The sequence below is a fragment of the Amycolatopsis nalaikhensis genome (assembly GCF_030264295.1).
In the GTDB taxonomy this organism is placed as follows: Bacteria; Actinomycetota; Actinomycetes; order Mycobacteriales; family Pseudonocardiaceae; genus Amycolatopsis; species Amycolatopsis nalaikhensis.
The window spans coordinates 6227700-6245156 of the sequence record NZ_CP127173.1; the positions used below are offsets into that span (position 1 = coordinate 6227700).

Here is a 17457-nt window from a genome sequence, read left to right on the forward strand (position 1 = left end):
GTCCGGGCGCGGAAGCTGGACGGGCCCGCCACCCGGTGGGCGTCCACATGCGACACGAATGAGAACGCCGATGACCTCGACGCACACCCAGCCGGTCGAAACCCGGCGGCGGGTCCTGATGCTGGGCCTGGCCACCGCCGGGTTCGCGCTCAACTTCTGGGCGTGGGCGCTGCTGAGCCCGCTCGGTCCGCTGTTCAAGGAGTCCCTGAAGCTGTCGGCGTTCCAGCAGGCGCTGCTGGTCGCCGTGCCGGTGGTGGTCGGGTCGCTGGGCCGGATCCCGGTGGGCGCGCTGACCGACCGGTTCGGCGGGCGCGTGATGTTCCCGGTGATCTCGGCGCTGACGATCGTGCCGGTGCTGTTCCTGGGGCTGGCCGGGCATTCGTCCCTGACCGCGTTGCTGATCGGCGGGTTCTTCCTCGGGCTCGGCGGGACGTCGTTCGCGGTCGGTGTCCCGTTCGTCAACGCCTGGTTCCCGCCCGAGCGGCGCGGGTTCGCGATCGGCGTGTTCGGCGCGGGGATGGGTGGCACGGCGATCAGCGCGTTGACGACGGTGCCGCTGGTGAAGGCGGGCTCGGTCGCGGTGCCGTTCGTCATCACGGCCGCGGTGCTGGCCGGGTACGCGATCCTGGCGGCCGTGCTGCTGCGGGACGCGCCGGGCCGCGTGGTCCCGACCGAGCCGCTGGCGCGCCGGATGCGGGAAACCCTGCGGCTGGCGGTGACGTGGCAGGCGTCGGCGCTGTACGCGATCGCGTTCGGCGGTTACGTGGCGTTTTCGGTGTACCTGCCGGCGTACCTCAAGACCGGCTACGGGCTGGCGCAGGCGGACGCGTCCAACCGGATGGCCGGGTTCGTGCTGTTCGCGGTGGTGATGCGCCCGGTCGGCGGCTGGCTGTCGGACCGCTTCGGCCCGGTGCGGGTGCTGGGCGGCGTGTTCGCGGTGGTGACGGCGGCGGCGGCGGTCCAGGCGTTCACGCCGGGCCTGGTGCCGCTGGGCACGGCGGCGTTCCTGGCGATGGCGGCGGCACTGGGCGCCGGGAGCGGCGCGGTGTTCGCCCTGGTCGCGCTGCTGGCCCCGGCGAACAAGGTCGGCTCGGTGACCGGCGTGGTCGGCGCGGCCGGAGGTCTCGGCGGGTTCGTCCCACCGCTGGTGATGGGCGCGCTCTACGGAGAGCTGGGTTCGTACGCGCTGGGCCTGGCGGCACTGGCACTGGTGGCCGCGGCGGCGTTGACGTTCACGGCCACGGCGGCGCGGCGCTCGTCGCACCGGCCGCAGGTGTGAACCCCGCCGGACTGCGGGGCGGGGAGAGCGCCGCTACCGTCGACGGGGCGCCCCGACGCAGCGGAGGGAAGGCCATGACCGTGCACCCGGATGTCACCCAGGTCGACGCCGTCGCCGCCGAGCTGCTGGGGGAGGCCCGCACCCACGACGCCCGCCGCGCCGCGCGGACGCTGGTCACCGGAACGGCCCAGCGGGCGACGTTGATCGCCCTCGCGGACGGGGCGGAGCTGGCGGAACACGACTCGCCACCGGCGGCGACGTTGTACGTGGTGATGGGCCGGGTGCGGCTGCACACCCATGACCAGAGCTGGACGCTGGAAGGTGGTCAGCTTGTTCGGATCCCGCCGCAGCGGCATGGGCTGACCGCGCTCGCCGACAGCGCTGTGTTGTTGACGGTCGCGTTGCACTGAAGTCGGGCCGGGTGGCGGCGCGTGCTCGCCCGATGCCGTTGTGGCGAGGGCTTTCCGGCAGCTGCCGCGAATGACTCATTCGGGACCTCCGAGGTCCCGAATGAGTCATTCGCGACCTGCCGGTCGCCCATGTTCCGTGTTACGTTCGGTTGACGAGCCCCGCCAGGCCGGTCCGTCGTTCCGCGCGCGTTCCCGGAGGAGTTCCGATGCGCCGTCTCGTCGTCCTGGTTGCCGCCCTCTTCCTCGCGCTCGTTCCCGTCGCGCACGCCGCCGTCACCCCCAAGCCGCCGCCACTCTCCACTCCGTGGACCTCGCAGGTCAGCTCCACCGATCCGCTGCCCGACTACCCGCGGCCGCAGCTGACCCGGCCCGACTGGCAGTCCCTCAACGGTGAATGGGAGTTCCTCAACCCCGCCACCGGTGCCAACGGCAGTGTCGACCGCTACGCCGCGCCCCCGCTCGGGCAGACCCTGCCCGAACGCATCCTCGTGCCCTATCCCGTCGAGTCCGCCCTTTCGGGCGTCATGCGCAACGACAACCGCGACCTCATGTTCTACCGCCGCACCTTCACCGTGCCCGCGGCTTGGGCGGGGCGGCGCGTGCAGCTGCACTTCGGCGCCGTCGACTACGAAGCCACCGTGTGGGTCAACGGCGTCCAGGTCGTCACCCACAAGGGCGGTTACGACCGTTTCGAAACCGACATCACCGCGCGGCTCAACGGCGGCGCGAACGAGCTCGTCGTCCGCGTCTACGACCCCACCGACGGCCGCGGCGAGAAGCAGCCCGTCGGGAAGCAGTCCAACAGCCCCTCGAACATCTTCTACACACCCACTTCCGGCATCTGGCAGACCGTCTGGCTCGAGCCGACGGCCCCGACCTCCGTCCTGAACGTCGACATCCGCCCGAACCTCGCCGACAACACCGCGCGCGTGCGGGTGTCCGGCCGCGGGGACGTCAGCGGCTACTCCGTGCTCGCCGAGGCGATGACCGGCGGGGCCGTCGTCGGCAGCGCGACCGGCGGCTTCACCGAGTTCTCCGTGCCGGTGCCGAACGCGCGGCGGTGGTCGCCCGACGACCCGTTCCTCTACGACCTGCGCGTCTCCCTGCGCGACGCCGCGGGTGCGACCGTCGACCAGGTCGTCAGCTACTTCGGCATGCGCGAAGTCGGCACGAAGAACGTCAACGGCGTGCTCCGCCCGACGCTCAACGGCGAGTTCGTGTTCCAGATCGGCACCCTCGACCAGGGGTTCTGGCCCGACGGCCTGTACACCGCGCCGACCGACGCCGCACTCGCTTCGGACCTGCAGAAGCACAAGGACCTCGGCTTCAACATGGTCCGCAAGCACATCAAGGTCGAGCCCGCGCGCTGGTACTACTGGGCCGACCGGCTCGGGTTGCTGGTGTGGCAGGACATCCCGTCGACCCCGGTCGCCGACGCCACCCGCACGCCCGCGCAGATCGCCGAGTTCGAGAGCGAGGCGCGGGAGATCGTCGACGAGCACCGCTTCTCGCCCGCCGTCGTGACGTACGTGCCCTTCAACGAAGGCTGGGGCGAATGGAACTTCGACGACACCAAGCGCGTCACCAGCAGCCTGGAAAGCTACGACCCGACCCGGCTGATGAACCCGCACAGCGGCATCAACTGCTGCGCGGCCAAGGGTGACCCGGGCACCGGCGACATCATCGACTGGCACGTCTACACCGGCCCGGACGCGCCGCGCCCGTCCGGCACGCGGGTGGCGGTCCTCGGCGAGTTCGGCGGGCTCGGCCTGCGCAACCCCGGCCACGAGTACAGCCCGACCGGGAACTTCTTCGCCTACGAACAGATGGCGAGCGCGGCGCAGCTGAACGACCGCTACACCGGCATGGTCCGCGACGTGCGGCAGCTGATGTACACCAAGGGGCTTTCGGCGTCGGTCTACACGGAAATCACCGACGTCGAAGGCGAGTACAACGGCCTGTTCACCTACGACCGGCGGGTGCAGAAGGTCGACACCGCGCGCGTCCGCGCAGCACACGCCGACCTGATCGCCGCGTCGAAGAACCTGAACGCCGCCGTCCCGCTGACGCTCGGGCACCTCCGGTCGTTCCGGGTGACCACGCCCGGGTTCACCGACCGGTACCTGCGGCACGCGGATTCCTTCGCCCGCACCGACGTGCTGACCACGGGCAACGCCGACGGGCCGCGCCAGGACGCGTCGTTCCGGACCGTCGCCGGGCTGGCCGACCCGCGCTGCTTCTCCTTCGAGTCGGTCAACTTCCCCGGCGAGTTCCTGCGCCACGCCGACAGCCGCGTCCGCATCGACAGCGACACCGGCGGCTCGTTCGCCGCCGACGCCACCTGGTGCTCCCGGCCCGGCCTCGCCGCGGGCGGGACGTCGTTCGAGTCGCTGACCTTCCCGGGCCGCTATCTGCGCCACTACAACGAAACCGTGTACCTGGCGGTGAACGGCGGCGCGAACCCGTGGGACACGGCGACGAGCTTCGCGGCCGACGCGACGTGGAACGTCTCGGCGCCCGCGTTGTGGCGCAGCTCGGTTCCGCTCGCGGTGAACGCACGCCAGTCGTTGCGGGTGACGACGTGGGGCTACACCGGCCGCTACCTGCGCCACGCCGGCGGCCTCGCCTACACCGAGGTCGTCACCAGCGGCAGCAGCACCCTGCTCAAGCAGGACGCGACGTACACCGTGCGGCGCGGGCTCGGCGAGTCGTCGTGCTACTCGTTCGAGTCGGTGAACTACCCGGGCCAGTTCCTGCGCCACCAGGACGGCCGCGTCCGCAACTCACCGGACGACGGCACGGCGCTGATGCGCGCGGACGCGACGTTCTGCACGCGGCCGGGTCTGGGCGGCACGGGAGTGACGTTCGAGTCGCTCAACATCCCGGGCGCTTTCCTGCGCCACTTCGACGCGGCGGTCTACATCGCCTCGGGCGGGGGCACGGGTGCCGACCGGCCCCAGACGCTGACGGCGGACAGCAGCTGGGCCGTCTCGCCGCCCTGGGCTCCGTGAGCGTGGAACCCCTCCGGCCGGAGGGGTTCCACACGCGTCAGCGGTCGGCGGTCAGCTCGAGCAGGCGGACCGAGAGGTCGAGGTGCTCGTCCACGCTGCCGGTCAGGTACGTGATGTCCACGAACGTGTGGTCCGGCTGCAGTGCCGGGACGATCTTCGCCAGCGAGTCGGCGATGAGTTCCGGTTCGGTGCCCGGGTTGACGTTCACCCGCAGCGCCACCCCGAGCGCGCCGGGGTCGCGGCCCGCCTTCTCCGCGTCGGCGCGGAGCTTGGCGAGCGTGCCGGTGAGGACGTCCGCCGGGTACTGCTCGGGCACCGACCAGACCGGCAGCCAGCCGTCCGCGCGCTCGGCGACCCGGCGCAGGCTTTTCTCGCCGAACCCGGCCAGGTGGATCGGCGGCTTGCGCGCCGGCTTCAGGTCGACGTGGGACTCCGCGATGGTGTAGCCGACACCTTCGTGCGCCACGGTTTCCTTCGTCCACCAGGTGTCGAGCAGGTCGAGCAGGTCGTCGAGCCGCTTGCCGCGCTCGGACATCGGGATGCCGACCGCCGCGTACTCGTCGGGGGACCAGCCGATGCCGAGGCCGGGCAGCAGCCTGCCGTTGCTGGCGACGTCGATGCTGGTCAGCAGGCGCGCGAAGTTCGCGGGCTGGTACTGGGTCGCGTTGATCGTGCTGGACCCGAGGATCGCGGTCTCGGTCACCGCCGCGGCGACGGCCAGCGCGGTGAACGGGTCCTGGGCGGTGTGGAACTCCTCGGGCATGGTGTCGTAGCCCGGGTAGGAGACGACGGGGGCGACCGGTGACAGCAGCCGGTCACCGACCCAGAGACTCGTCGCCCCGGCCTGTTCGGCCTCGCGCGCGTACCGCGCGACCCCGCCCGGCGTGCCCGCGGCCTTGCCGAACACCGGCAGGCTGAACCCCAACTGCATGAAAACTCCCCTGGAGAGTGAACGGACCGGGTACCGGTCCTGATCCACTACTACTCGCAACTGGTTGCTCGTTCAAGTACTGCGCACGGACCCCGGCGCTGCCCGCGCTGGAACTCGGCCTGGTCCGGCGAACCGAATCCGGGCGACCCCGCCGGTCGTGGGCAGGTGCGCGCCGAGCTTGCCGGTTCCGGCGCCGAGGTCCGGCACCCCGAGCCGGGCACGAGCGCCCAGCGGAGCGCGGCCCGCGCATGGTCTCGCCGGTTACAGTGCCCTGAAGCCGTTCCGTCCGGCGGCGGGAGGAGAGCGTCGTGACCACCGGAGTCCGCGAGGTGCTGGCCGAGCTGGCGGCGTTGGAGGACCCGAAGATCCGCGCGGTCAACGAACGCCACGGCGACGACCACGGCGTCAACCTCACGAAGCTGCGCGCGGTCGCCAAACGCCTCAAGACCCAGCACGAGCTGGCGGGTGAGCTGTGGGCGACGGGCGACTCCGCGGCCCGGCTCGTCGCGATCCTCATCAGCCGCCCCAAGGCCTACACCGCCGCCGAGCTGGACGCGATGCTCCGCGACGCGCGCGTCCCCAAGGTGCGCGACTGGCTCGTGAGCTACGTCGTCAAGAAGAACGGGCACGTCGAAGAGCTGCGGCAGGCCTGGTTCGCCGACCCCGACCCGGCCGTCGCCGGGGCGGGGTGGGCGTTGACCAGCCACCGGGTGGCCAAGTCCCCCGAGGGACTCGACCTGCCCGGCCTGCTCGACCTCATCGAGGCGGACATGAAGGACGCGCCCGACGGCCTGCAGTGGGCGATGAACGAATGCCTCGCCACCATCGGCATCCACCACCCCGGGCACCGCGACCGCGCGATCGCGATCGGCGAACGGCTCGAGGTGCTGAAGGACTACCCGACGCCGCCGGGGTGCACGTCGCCCTACGCGCCGATCTGGATCACCGCGCTGGCCGGGCGCCGCTGAGCGTCGACGCGCCCGCGTAGCGCGCCTCGGCGCCCAGCTCCTCCTCGATCCGGATCAGCTGGTTGTACTTGGCCGTGCGGTCCGCGCGCGACAGCGAACCCGTCTTGATCTGGCCGCAGTTGGTGGCCACCGCGAGGTCGGCGATCGTCGTGTCCTCGGTTTCGCCGGAGCGGTGGGACATCACCACCGAGTAGCCCGCCTTGTGCGCCGTCTCGACCGTCGTCAGCGTCTCGGTGAGCGTGCCGATCTGGTTGACCTTCACCAGGATCGAGTTGCCGATGCCGCGTTCGATGCCGTCGTTGAGGAGGTTCACGTTGGTGCAGAACACGTCGTCGCCGACGAGCTGGACGCGGTCGCCGATGCCGTCGGTCAGCTGCTTCCAGCCGGCGTAGTCGTCCTGGGCCAGACCGTCCTCGATGGACACGATCGGGTAGCGGGTCGTGAGGTCGGTGAGGTAGGCGACGTGCTCCTCTACGCTGCGCTTGCGACCTTCTCCGGTGTAGTCGTAGACCTCGCCGGTGTAGAACTCCGACGCCGCCGGGTCGAGCAGCAGGGCGATGTCCTCGCCCGGGGTGTAGCCGGACTGCTCGATCGCGCGCAGCACGAACTCCAGCGCTTCGTCGGCGGAGCTGAGGTTGGGCGCGAACCCGCCTTCGTCGCCGACGTTGGTGCTGTGCCCGGCGTCGTGCAGCGCCTTGCGGAGCGTGTGGAACACCTCCGAGCCCATCCGCACCGCTTCGGCGAACGTCGTCGCGCCGACCGGGCCGATCATGAACTCCTGGAAGTCGATCGGGTTGTCCGCGTGCGCGCCGCCGTTGACGATGTTCATCATCGGCATCGGCAGCAGGTGCGCGAACACGCCGCCGACGTACCGGTAGAGCGGCAGCGAGCTGGCGTTCGCGGCCGCCTTGACCACCGCGAGCGACACACCCAGCGTCGCGTTCGCGCCCAGGCGGGCCTTGTTCGCGGTCCCGTCCAGCTCGATCAGCGCGCGGTCGACCTCCGCCTGCGCCTCGGCGTCCAGGCCCACGATCGCCTCGGCGATCTCGGTGTTGACGGCGTCGACGGCCTTGCGCACGCCCTTGCCGTGGAACCGCGCCTTGTCCCCGTCCCGCAGCTCGACGGCTTCCCTGGTGCCGGTGGAGGCGCCCGAGGGCACCGCGGCCCGGCCGAGCGAGCCGTCCGCCAGCTCGACGTCCACCTCGACGGTCGGGTTGCCCCGGCTGTCGAGAACTTCGCGGCCCTTGACCCGGACGATGGCAGTCATTGCGCTCCTCGGTGAGTTCGCAGTAGCGGAGGCGGCGCCACGGTGAGCCGCGAGACAGGGGCGAGGCTAGCAGAAAATCACTGAATCGATCCCGAACTCCTGCGGTCGCGCAGCCGCACGGCGACGAACAGCCCGATGGCCACCACGACGGCCGCGACGACGACGTACTGGAAGATCCCCGCGTAGTCGTCCACCAGGTGCCAGTTCTCGCCCAGCAGGTAGCCCGCGCCGACGAACAGCGTGTTCCACAGCAGGCTGCCCAGCGTGGTGAGGGCGAGGAACCGCCAGAACGGCATCCGCTCGATCCCGGCGGGCAGCGAGATCAGGCTGCGGAAGATCGGCACCATCCGGCCGAGGAACACCGCCTTCGCGCCGTGCTTGGCGAACCAGGCTTCGGTCCGGTCGAAGTCCGACGCCTTGACCAGCGGGATCTTCGTCAGCAGCGCGCGGGTGCGCTCGCGGCCGAGCAGCAGCCCGAGCCAGTACACGATGAGCGCGCCGGCCACCGAGCCCGCGGTGGTCCAGGCCAGTGCCTCCGGCAGCCCGAACGTGCCGCGGCCGGCGGAGAACCCGGCCAGCGGCAGCACCAGCTCGCTGGGGATCGGCGGGAAGAGGTTGTCCAGCCCGACGATCAGGGCGGCACCGGGCCCGCCGAGGGACTCCATCAGCCCGACGGCCCAGCCGGCCAGGCCTCCCATCGGTTCGGTGGCGGTCGCGGCGGTGAGGAGCGGGGTCATGGCGGCCTTTCGAGGTCGTCTTGTGGTGCCAACGAACCTAGGAACGGCGCGGGTTCCGGACCATGGGGTGGAGTACCCGGGATCACTGCGGAAAACCCCAGTTCCCGGCGACGACGTCCCGGCTAGCCTGGGTCGCGTGCCCGCTCCCGCAGTCCGCGACCAGCTCGCGCGCGCCCTCCGGACGACCGCCGGGCTCGCGTACGGCGCCGTGACCGCGCCCGCCGAGCTCGTCTTCGTCCTGTCCGGCGGACTCGCCCTCGCCGTCCCGCGCGCCCGGCCGCCGGTGTTCCGGGCCGCGCGGTGGTTCGCCGAGGTGGAACGCCGTCGCCTGGAAACCCTGCTGCGCAGCGAAAACGCCACCGACTACACAGGACGGCGCGCGTTCGAGTACCTGCTGCCGCGCTGCGTGGCCGGGCTGCTCGGCACCGGGATCTTCGGGCTGGTCCTGGCCGGTGCGCTCGGCGGCGTGGTGATCCTCGCCCAGCTCGCCGCCGGGCTGTCCCCGGGCGGTGAAGCACCCGCGGACTGGTCGGACTACGTCGTCGTGCTGCTGGCTGGGGTGCTCTTCGTCTTCCTGTGCGGCCAAGGGCTCGCGGGGGTCGCGAAGCTGGATCGCGGGCTCGCGCACCGGTTCCTGGGGCCGAGCGCGCAGGACCTGTTGCGGCGCCGGGTGTCCGAGCTGGCCACCAGCCGCGCCGAAGTAGTCGAGGCGGTCGACGGTGAGCGCCGCCGGATCGAGCGGGACCTGCACGACGGCGTCCAGCAGCGGCTCGTCGCGCTGGGCATGCTCCTCGGCCGCGCGCGCCGCGCGAAGGAGCCCGAGCACGCGTCGGAGTTGTTGCGCCAGGCGCACGAGGAGACGCAGCGGGCCTTGCACGACCTTCGCGAAGTCACCTGGCGGGTGTACCCGATCGCGCTCGACGAAGGCGGGCTGGCCACCGCGCTCGAAGCCCTCGCCGAGCGCACCGGCCTGCCCGTCGACCTGCGCTACGGCCTGGCCGCCCGTCCGCCGGCCGCGATCGAGACGGTCGCCTACTTCGTGGCCTCGGAAGCGGTCACCAACACGGTCAAGCACGCGGCCGCGACGCGGATCGGGATCGACGTCGGCGCGGCGGCACGCGGGGTGCGCGTGACGATCACCGACGACGGGACGGGTGGCGCGGTCGCCGCGGGCGGCGGGCTTTCGGGGCTGCGCCGCCGGGTCGCGGCCGTCGACGGTGAGTTCACTGTGGACAGTCCGCCCGGCGGCCCGACCGTGGTGACGGCGGTGCTGCCGTGCGCGTGATCCTGGCCGAGGACTCGACCCTGCTGCGGGAAGGCCTCGTGCGGCTGCTCGCCGAGGAGGGCCACGACGTCGTCGCGGCGGTCGGCGACGGCGACGCGCTGGTCTCGGCGACCGCGGCGTACCGGCCCGATGTCGTCGTCACCGACGTCCGGATGCCGCCGACGCACAGCGACGAGGGCCTGCGCGCGGCGCTCGAGATCCGGCGCCGCTGGCCGGAAACGGGTGTGCTCGTGCTGTCGCAGTACGTCGAGAAGCGGTACGCGGCCGAGCTGATCACCGGCGACGGCGAGCGCGTCGGCTACCTGCTGAAGGACCGCGTGGTGCAGGTCGGCGAGTTCCTCGACGCGCTCGAGCGGGTCGGCGCGGGCGGGGCGGCGTTCGACCCCGAGGTGGTCCGGCGGCTGCTGGCCAGGACCACCCACGCCGACCCGCTGGCGACGCTCACCGCCCGCGAGCGGGAAGTGCTGGAGAAGATGGCCGAGGGTCACACGAACGCGGGAATCGCGGGGCAGCTGTTCGTCTCGGCGAGCGCGGTCGAAAAGCACATCAACGCCATCTTCGACAAGCTCGGGCTGGCGCACTCGGCCGGCTACAGCCGCCGCGTGCTGGCGATCCTGCGCTACCTCGGCTCGTGAACCGGGCCGGGCGGGACTACTCCGGATAGAGTAACGCCACCGCGGCCGCCTCCCCGTGCGCCGCCCGGCTGGAGGTCGCGTGAACCCGGTGGTGCTCGCGTTCGCGGTGAGCGCGTTCTGCTTCGCGGTGTTCCTGGTCAGCTTCCTGCTCGACCGCCGCAAGCTCCGCAACGGCCTGTACCTGTTCTTCGCGCTGGCGTCCCTGGTCTTCGCTCTGCTGGTGCTGCTGGCGACGTTCTCCCCGACCGCGGCGGCCCTCGCCGGGCTGGCGCTGCTCGCGCTGGTCCCGCTCACCGTCGCGGTGCTGGCGGTCTTCCTGATCTGCAACGGCATCACCATGCTCCGCCGCGAAGGCCGCCGCCTGGCGAACCTGCTGTCCCTGCTCGCCGGGGCCGGGATCGTGGCCCTCATCGCGTTCAACGCGCTCGTGACGCGGATCGGGTGGACGCCGCTGGACGTCGTCCGGAGCTGCGTCAACGGGATCCTCGCGTACGTCTCGTTCCTGTTCGTCTGCTTCCTGCTGTATTCGGTGGTCTACGGGCGCATTCGCGGCCGCAAGGACGTCGACTTCGTGGTGGTCCTCGGTTCCGGCCTCCTCGGGGGCACGAAGGTGCCGCCGCTGCTGGCCGGGCGGCTCGACCGCGGGCGGCGGGTGCTCGACGCCCAGCGCGCGAAGGGCCGCGACACGCTGCTGGTCACCTCCGGCGGGCAGGGACCGGGCGAGGACGTGCCGGAGTCGCGGGCGATGGCGGACTACCTGCTCGAGCGCGGCGTGCCCGCGGACCGGATCGTGCGGGAGGAGCGGTCGCGGACGACGTTCGAGAACCTCACGTTCAGCGCGGAGCTCATGCGGGAGCGGCGGCCCGGCTACCGCTGCGTCGTCGTCACCAACAACTTCCACGTCCTGCGCGCGGCGGTGCTCGCCCGCAAGGCGAAGGTCGACGGCCAGGTGATCGGGGCGCCGACGGCGTGGTACTTCTGGCCGAGCGCGACGATCCGCGAGTTTGTCGCGGTGGTCGTGGACCACCGGGTGGCGAACGGCGTCGTGGGCGGGCTGATCGTCCTGGCGAACGTGCTTCGCGTGCTCTGACGGCGGTTTTGCCGTCGCGCGCGGGGGTGCCCCCTGTGCCTATCGTGGGCGGTCGATCTCTCTCTCGAAAGGTCCCCGCCATGCACGAGCCCGAGAGTCACCCGAGCCCCGACGGCGTCAACCGGCGCAGCCTGCTCGCCGGAGTCGGCGGCCTGCTCACCGCCGGCGGCCTGCTCGCCCCGGCCGTCGCCGCCGCGGATCCCGTCGCCCGGCCCGAACACGATCCGCGCGTCGAAGCGCTGCTGGCGAAGATGACGCTCGCCGAGAAGCTCGGCCAGCTGCAGCTCGTCGGCGACGAAGCCACCGCGCGGACGGCGCTGGCCAACGGGCAGCTCGGCGGCGTGTTCTCCGTGGTGGGCGCGGCGAAGCTCAACGCGTTGCAGCGCATCGCGGTCGAGCAGACGCGGCTGCGCATCCCGCTGATCTTCGGCCTCGACGTCATCCACGGCTACACCACGAACTTCCCGATCCCGCTGGCCCAGGGCGCGAGCTTCGACCCGGCCGTCGCGGCCACCGACGCGACGGTCTCGGCGAAGGAGGCCCGGCGCAGCGGCATCCACTGGACCTACGCGCCGATGATGGACGTCACCCACGAGCCGCGCTGGGGCCGCATCGCCGAGGGCTACGGCGAAGACCCCTACCTGGCCACGAAGTTCGCGGTGGCGAAGGTGCGCGGCTACCAGGGCGACGACTACTCGTCGCCGGACCGGCTCGCCGCGTGCGCCAAGCACTTCGTCGCCTACGGCGGCGCGGAAGGCGGCCGCGACTACAACACCGTCGACGTCTCCCTGCAGCGGCTGCACAATCTGTACCTGCCGCCGTTCAAGGCGAGCGTCGAAGCCGGGGTCGCGACCGTGATGGCCAGCTTCAACACGATCAGCGGCGTTCCCGCGCACGGCAACGGGTACGTCCTGCACGACGTCCTCAAGGGCACCTACGGCTTCCGCGGGTTCGTGGTCAGCGACTACACGGGGATCGAAGAGCTGATCCTGCACGGCTTGGCCGGGGACGGCGCCGACGCGGCGGCGGCGGCGCTGCCCGCCGGTGTCGACATGGAGATGGTGAGCACGAACTACGTGCGGTTCGGGCAGCGGCTGCTGGCCGAGCGGCGGATCACCCGCGACCAGCTCGACGACGCCGTCCGCCGGATCCTGCTGGTCAAGGTCCGGCTGGGCCTTTTCGAGCGCCCGTACGTGGACGAGTCCGGCGAGGTGAAAGCGCCTTCTCCGGCCGCGCTGGCCGCGTCGCGCCAGGCGGCCGCGCGGTGCATGGTGCTGCTGAAGAACGACGGGCCGGTGCTGCCGCTGGCGAAGACGGTCGGCGCGGTGGCCGTCGTCGGCCCGCTCGGCGCGGCGACCTACGACCTCAACGGCACGTGGTCGGGCCTCGGCACGGGTGCGTCGACGACCCCGCCGGTGACGGTGGTCGACGGGATCAAGGCCGCGGCGCCCGGCGCGCGCGTGACGTACACGCCGGGGTGCACTGTGGACGGTCCGGACACGAGCGGGTTCGCGGCCGCGCGGGACGCCGCCCGCGCCGCCGACGTGACGGTCGTCGTGGTCGGCGAAACGGCCGCGATGAGCGGCGAAGCGGCGGCGCGCAGCACCATCGACCTGCCCGGCGTCCAGCAGGGGCTGGTGGCGGCGATCAAGGAGACGGGCAAGCCGTTCGTGGTGGTGCTGGTCAACGGCAGGCCGCTGACGATCCCGTACCTGCACGACAACGCGCCCGCGATCCTGGAGGCGTGGGCACCGGGGGTGCAGGGCGGGCACGCGGTGGCGGACGTCCTGTTCGGCGCGGTGAACCCGGGCGGCAAGCTGCCGGTGAGCTTCCCGCGCGCGGTGGGCCAGATCCCGATCTACTACAACCACGAGAACACCGGACGGCCCGCGGACCCGGCGAACAAGTACACGTCGAAGTACCTGGACCTGGAGTCGGGCCCGCTGTACGAGTTCGGCCACGGCCTGTCGTACACGACGTTCAGCGTCGAGAACCTGCGGCTTTCGGACACACGGCTGCCCGCCCGCGGAGGCCGGATCCAGGTGAGTGCCCGGGTGACGAACACGGGCGGCCGGGCGGGCGACGAGGTGGTCCAGCTGTACGTGCGGGATCCGGTGGCGACGATCGTCCAGCCGGTCCGGCGGCTGCGGGGCTTCCAGCGGGTGACGTTGGAAGCGGGCGCGTCGACCACGGTGTCGTTCACGTTGACGCCCGAGGATGTGGGCTTCTACGACAACAGCGCCCGGTTCCGGGTCGAGCCGGGGAAGATCGAGGTCTACGTGGGCACGAGCTCGGCGGCGACACTTTCGGCGAGCTTCACGGTGGTCTGAAGCTCGGATCCGCAGGCCGGGGTGCGGCGAGCGTGTCTCGCCGTACCCCGATCCGCCCCTCCCGCGCGCGGCATCCGCGACCGCCGCACCCGGCCGTGTCAGACTTCGCGGCGATGGACACCGCCGATCAGCTCGCCGACCTGCTCGAATGTGAGCACCGCAGCGTCTTGACCCAGGCGTTCGCCGCCGGGCTGCCCGGTGCGCCCCGGCCCGCTTCCGACCTCGGTGACGACCGGCGCAAGCGGGCCGCGGCGGCGGCCGTGCTCGCCCGCCTCCGCCGGGACGGCCACGACGTCACCGAGATCCGGGACCCCGACGGCGCGGCCGAAGAAACCGCCGCCGCCTTGTGGACGGGTGCGCCCGTGGTCCACCGGGCCGTGCTGCAGGACGGCGAGTGCGCCGACTTCCTGATCAAGGACCCCGAAGGCCGCTACGAGGTCCACGACGTCACCCCGGCCCGGCAGGCGAAACCCGCCGCCGTCGTGCGGCTGATCGCCCACGCCGACGCGCTGCGCCGGGCCGGGTGGCCCGTCGGCCCGTCGGCGCACCTGCGGCTCGGCGACGGCAGCACCCGGACCCTGCGCGTCGAGGACTTCCGCCCGCTGGTCGAGCGCCTGCGGTCCCGGCTGCGCGACCGGCCGCCGCGGCTGCCCGCCCGGCTGTGGGCCGACGAACGCCCCGCCTGCGCCGGCTGCGGCTTCGCCCGGCACTGCGCGTCAGCCCGGGAGGCTGACCGTGACCTCTCGCTCGTCGCCGGGATGCGCTCCGACCAGCGCCGGAAGCTGACCGCCGCAGGCCTCGGCTCGATCGACGCGCTGGCCGCGGCCGAACCCGGCGACCGGCCGCGCGACCTGTCGGTCACGTCGTTCTCCGCCCTGCGTGCGCAGGCCGCGCTGCAGGTCCGGCAGGACGCGACCGGCGAGGTCTCCTTCGAGATCGCCGACCCCGGTGCGCTGGCCGAGCTGCCCCCGCCCGCGCCCGGCGACGTCTTCTTCGACTTGGCGAGCGACCCGCACGCGCTCGCCGGCGAAGGGCTGGAGTTCCTCTTCGGCGCGGTGACCGCCGACCGGCGGTTCACGCCCTTCTGGGCGCACAGCCGCACCCAGGAGAAGCGGGCCTTCGAGGAGTTCGCCGACTTCGCCGCCGCCCGCGTCGCCGAGCACCCCGGCTCGCACGTCTACCACTACGCGCCGAACGCCGTCGCCGCGATCAAGCGGCTCGCGGCGGTGCACGGGACCCGCGAGGAGACCGTCGACCACCTGCTGCGCAGCGGCGCGGTCGTGGACCTGCACGCCGTGGTGCGCAAGGCGATGCGGGTCTCGCAGCGGTCCTACTCGATCCGGCACCTCGAGCCCCTCTACCAGCCCGGCACCCGCGAAGGCGACGCGAAACCGCTGGCCTCGGACGTCGAGGCGTACGAGGAGTACCTGGCGCTCGCGCGGTCCGGCGAGCCCGAACGCGCCGAAGAAGCCCTGCGCGGCATCGGCGAGAACACCGAGTACGACTGCGTTTCCGCACTGCGGCTGTTCGAGTTCCTGCACCAGGTCCGCGCCGACGCCGGGATCGACCTGCCGGAGCCCGTCGAGGAGTCGCCCGAGGACGCGTTGCTGCGCGCGGCCGAGGAGGACGTCGCCGCCGAGCGCCGGGCCGAACGCGCCGCGCAGCTGGCCGCGCTGGTCGACCCGCTGCTCGACGGGCTGCCGGACGACCCGGCCGAGTTCACCGCCGACGAGCGGGCCCGCGCGCTGCTGGCCGCGTCGGTCGGCTACCACCGCCGCGAGACGAACCCCGCGTGGTGGGAGTACTTCCGGCGCCTGGCCGCGCCGCTCGGCGACCTCGAGGTCGACACCGCGTGCGCCGTGCCGGTCGCGCTGGACGCGGGGGAGTGGGTGCCCCCGGCCGGGCGGCAGCGCACGGCGAAGCGGACGCTGGTCGTCGCGTGCGACCCGGACCGGCCGCACCCGTTCGCCCCGGGCGACGACGTGCGGCTGCGCTACGGCGACACCGCCCGCGACGCGAAGGTCGTCGCCGCGTCGGCCATCGAACTCACGCTGGAGGAGAGCAGCCCGCCGGACGCCACCACGACCGACCGGCCCACGGCGGTGCTGCCCGGCAGCCCGGTGCGGCCGTCGCCGAAGGACGACGCCGTCGCCGACCTCGCCCGCCTGGTCGTCGACGCGCTCCCGGAGCTGCCCCGCCACCCCGGCGTCGACCTGCTCCGCCGGACCCCGCCGCGGCTGCGCGGGGGCGTCCCGCTGCCGGAGCCGGGGGACGACCTGGTCGCGACGGTGATCGAGGCGGTCGACGCGCTCGACGGCTCGGCGCTCGCCGTGCAGGGGCCGCCGGGCGCGGGGAAGACCTACCTCGCCGGGAAGCTGATCGCCCACCTGGTGCGGGCCGGCCGGACCGTCGCGGTGACGTCCACCAGCCACAAGGCGGTGGAGAACGTGCTGAGCGCGGCGAAGAAGAGCGCGCCGGAGCTGCCGTGCGCCAAGCGGGCCAAGAAGACCCCGGACCCGGCGGCGCCGTGGGAGCAGCCGAAGAGCAACCCGGCGCTGGTGAAGTGGCGCGAAGAGCACGACACGGGGCACCTGGTCGGTGGCACGGCGTGGACGTTCGCCAACGCGGCGATCCGCGAAGAGCCGTTCGACCTGCTGATCATCGACGAGGCGGGCCAGTTCGCCCTGGCCGACGCGCTGGCGGTGTCGATGTGCGCGAAGAACGTGCTGCTGCTGGGCGACCCGCAGCAGCTGCCGCAGGTGGTGCAGGGCACGCACCCGGCGGGCGCGGAGGCGTCGGCCCTGGGGCACCTGATCGGCGACACCGACATCATGCCCGCGTCGCTCGGCTACTTCCTCGACGAGACCCGGCGGATGCACCCGGCGGTGTGCGAGCCGGTGTCCCAGTTGTCGTACGCGGGGCAGCTGCACGCCCACCCGAGCGCGGCCGAGCGGAGCCTGGAAGGCGTCGCGGCGGGGCTGTACGTGGCCGAAGTCGACCACGAGGGCAACACGACCCGCTCGGTGGAGGAAGCGGCCGAGGTGGTCGGCATCGTGGCGTCGCTGCACGGTCGCATGTGGACGGACCACGCGCCGCCCCGGCCCCTCGGCGACGGCGACATCCTCGTGGTCGCGCCGTACAACCTGCAGGCCAGGACGGTGACCAGGGCACTGGACGAAGCCGGGTACCCGGGGATCAGGGTGGGCACGGTCGACCGGTTCCAGGGCCAGGAGGCCCCGGTGGTGATCACGACGATGACGTCGTCGTCGGCGGTCGACCTGCCGCGGGGGCTGGACTTCCTGCTGTCCCGCAACCGGCTCAACGTCGCGCTCTCGCGGGCACAGGCGCTGGCGATCGTGGTGTGCTCGCCCCGCCTGGTCGAGGCCGACATCCGCACGGTCGAGGAGCTGCGGCTGGTGGCCGGGATGCTGGGCCTGCTGGCGGAGGCGAAGCCCTGGGAGTGACCTGGCTCACGCCCTGTCACACGGACCGGGCAACCGGTGTCTTGAGGCCG

Annotated in this window: 12 protein-coding genes; 9 read left to right on the plus strand and 3 right to left on the minus strand. The window is 72.5% G+C overall.

Annotation, left to right across the window (positions count from 1 at the left end; translation table 11 throughout):
* The first annotated feature begins 70 nt into the window (after positions 1-70).
* From QP939_RS30485 to QP939_RS30495, 3 genes are all read left to right on the plus strand, one after another.
* Positions 71-1279 (plus strand): MFS transporter, encoded by a 1209-nt coding sequence (locus QP939_RS30485; protein WP_285449622.1) that lies wholly within the window; start codon positions 71-73, stop codon positions 1277-1279.
* A 74-nt stretch (positions 1280-1353) separates the two neighbouring features.
* Positions 1354-1689: a cupin domain-containing protein gene (locus tag QP939_RS30490; protein ID WP_285449623.1), complete on the plus strand. Its 336-nt coding sequence runs from the start codon at positions 1354-1356 to the stop codon at positions 1687-1689.
* Positions 1690-1895: 206 nt separating this feature from the next.
* Positions 1896-4700 (plus strand): AbfB domain-containing protein, encoded by a 2805-nt coding sequence (locus QP939_RS30495; RefSeq protein WP_285449624.1) that lies wholly within the window; start codon positions 1896-1898, stop codon positions 4698-4700.
* A gap of 37 nt (positions 4701-4737) precedes the next feature.
* Here the strand turns inward: QP939_RS30495 and QP939_RS30500 are convergent, their stop codons facing one another.
* The gene (locus QP939_RS30500) at positions 4738-5631 is read right to left on the minus strand and encodes a TIGR03619 family F420-dependent LLM class oxidoreductase (RefSeq protein ID WP_285449625.1); all 894 of its coding nucleotides are present in this window, start codon (positions 5629-5631) and stop codon (positions 4738-4740) included.
* A gap of 308 nt (positions 5632-5939) precedes the next feature.
* On the opposite strand from QP939_RS30500, the gene QP939_RS30505 reads away from it, so the two are divergent.
* Positions 5940-6599: a DNA alkylation repair protein gene (locus QP939_RS30505; RefSeq protein ID WP_285449626.1), complete on the plus strand. Its 660-nt coding sequence runs from the start codon at positions 5940-5942 to the stop codon at positions 6597-6599.
* On the opposite strand, the gene eno is transcribed toward QP939_RS30505, so the two are convergent.
* Entirely contained in the window at positions 6574-7866 is a 1293-nt protein-coding gene (eno, locus tag QP939_RS30510; RefSeq protein WP_285449627.1) for a phosphopyruvate hydratase, read from the minus strand. The two genes, QP939_RS30505 and eno, sit on opposite strands and share 26 nt — an antisense overlap.
* Positions 7867-7943: 77 nt before the next feature.
* Positions 7944-8603, minus strand: coding sequence for a DedA family protein (locus QP939_RS30515; protein WP_285449628.1), 660 nt, complete (start codon positions 8601-8603; stop codon positions 7944-7946).
* Between the two features lie 136 nt (positions 8604-8739).
* Between QP939_RS30515 and QP939_RS30520 the strand changes: the two genes are divergently transcribed.
* From QP939_RS30520 to QP939_RS30540, 5 genes are all read left to right on the plus strand, one after another.
* Positions 8740-9888, plus strand: coding sequence for a sensor histidine kinase (locus QP939_RS30520; protein WP_285449629.1), 1149 nt, complete (start codon positions 8740-8742; stop codon positions 9886-9888).
* Positions 9879-10523 carry a response regulator gene (locus QP939_RS30525; protein ID WP_285449630.1) on the plus strand — a complete coding sequence of 215 codons (645 nt, stop codon included), beginning with the start codon at positions 9879-9881 and terminating at the stop codon, positions 10521-10523. Before QP939_RS30520 ends, QP939_RS30525 begins: the two co-directional genes overlap by 10 nt.
* Before the next feature lie 79 nt (positions 10524-10602).
* Entirely contained in the window at positions 10603-11613 is a 1011-nt protein-coding gene (locus QP939_RS30530) for a YdcF family protein (RefSeq protein ID WP_285449631.1), read from the plus strand.
* An 80-nt stretch (positions 11614-11693) separates the two neighbouring features.
* A complete protein-coding gene (locus QP939_RS30535) occupies positions 11694-13943 on the plus strand; it encodes a glycoside hydrolase family 3 N-terminal domain-containing protein (RefSeq protein WP_285449632.1) in 2250 nt (749 codons plus the stop codon).
* A 113-nt stretch (positions 13944-14056) separates the two neighbouring features.
* Entirely contained in the window at positions 14057-17407 is a 3351-nt protein-coding gene (locus QP939_RS30540; RefSeq protein WP_285449633.1) for a TM0106 family RecB-like putative nuclease, read from the plus strand.
* Positions 17408-17457 lie beyond the last annotated feature (50 nt).

Bases quoted from the DNA above. Each gene is read 5' to 3' on its own strand.
- QP939_RS30485 (WP_285449622.1), top strand. From the start codon at position 71: ATGACCTCGACGCACACCCAGCCGGTCGAAACCCGGCGGCGGGTCCTG.
- QP939_RS30490 (WP_285449623.1), top strand. From the start codon at position 1,354: ATGACCGTGCACCCGGATGTCACCCAGGTCGACGCCGTCGCCGCCGAG.
- QP939_RS30495 (WP_285449624.1), top strand. From the start codon at position 1,896: ATGCGCCGTCTCGTCGTCCTGGTTGCCGCCCTCTTCCTCGCGCTCGTT.
- QP939_RS30500 (WP_285449625.1), bottom strand. From the start codon at position 5,631: ATGCAGTTGGGGTTCAGCCTGCCGGTGTTCGGCAAGGCCGCGGGCACG.
- eno (WP_285449627.1), bottom strand. From the start codon at position 7,866: ATGACTGCCATCGTCCGGGTCAAGGGCCGCGAAGTTCTCGACAGCCGG.
- QP939_RS30515 (WP_285449628.1), bottom strand. From the start codon at position 8,603: ATGACCCCGCTCCTCACCGCCGCGACCGCCACCGAACCGATGGGAGGC.
- QP939_RS30535 (WP_285449632.1), top strand. From the start codon at position 11,694: ATGCACGAGCCCGAGAGTCACCCGAGCCCCGACGGCGTCAACCGGCGC.
- QP939_RS30540 (WP_285449633.1), top strand. From the start codon at position 14,057: ATGGACACCGCCGATCAGCTCGCCGACCTGCTCGAATGTGAGCACCGC.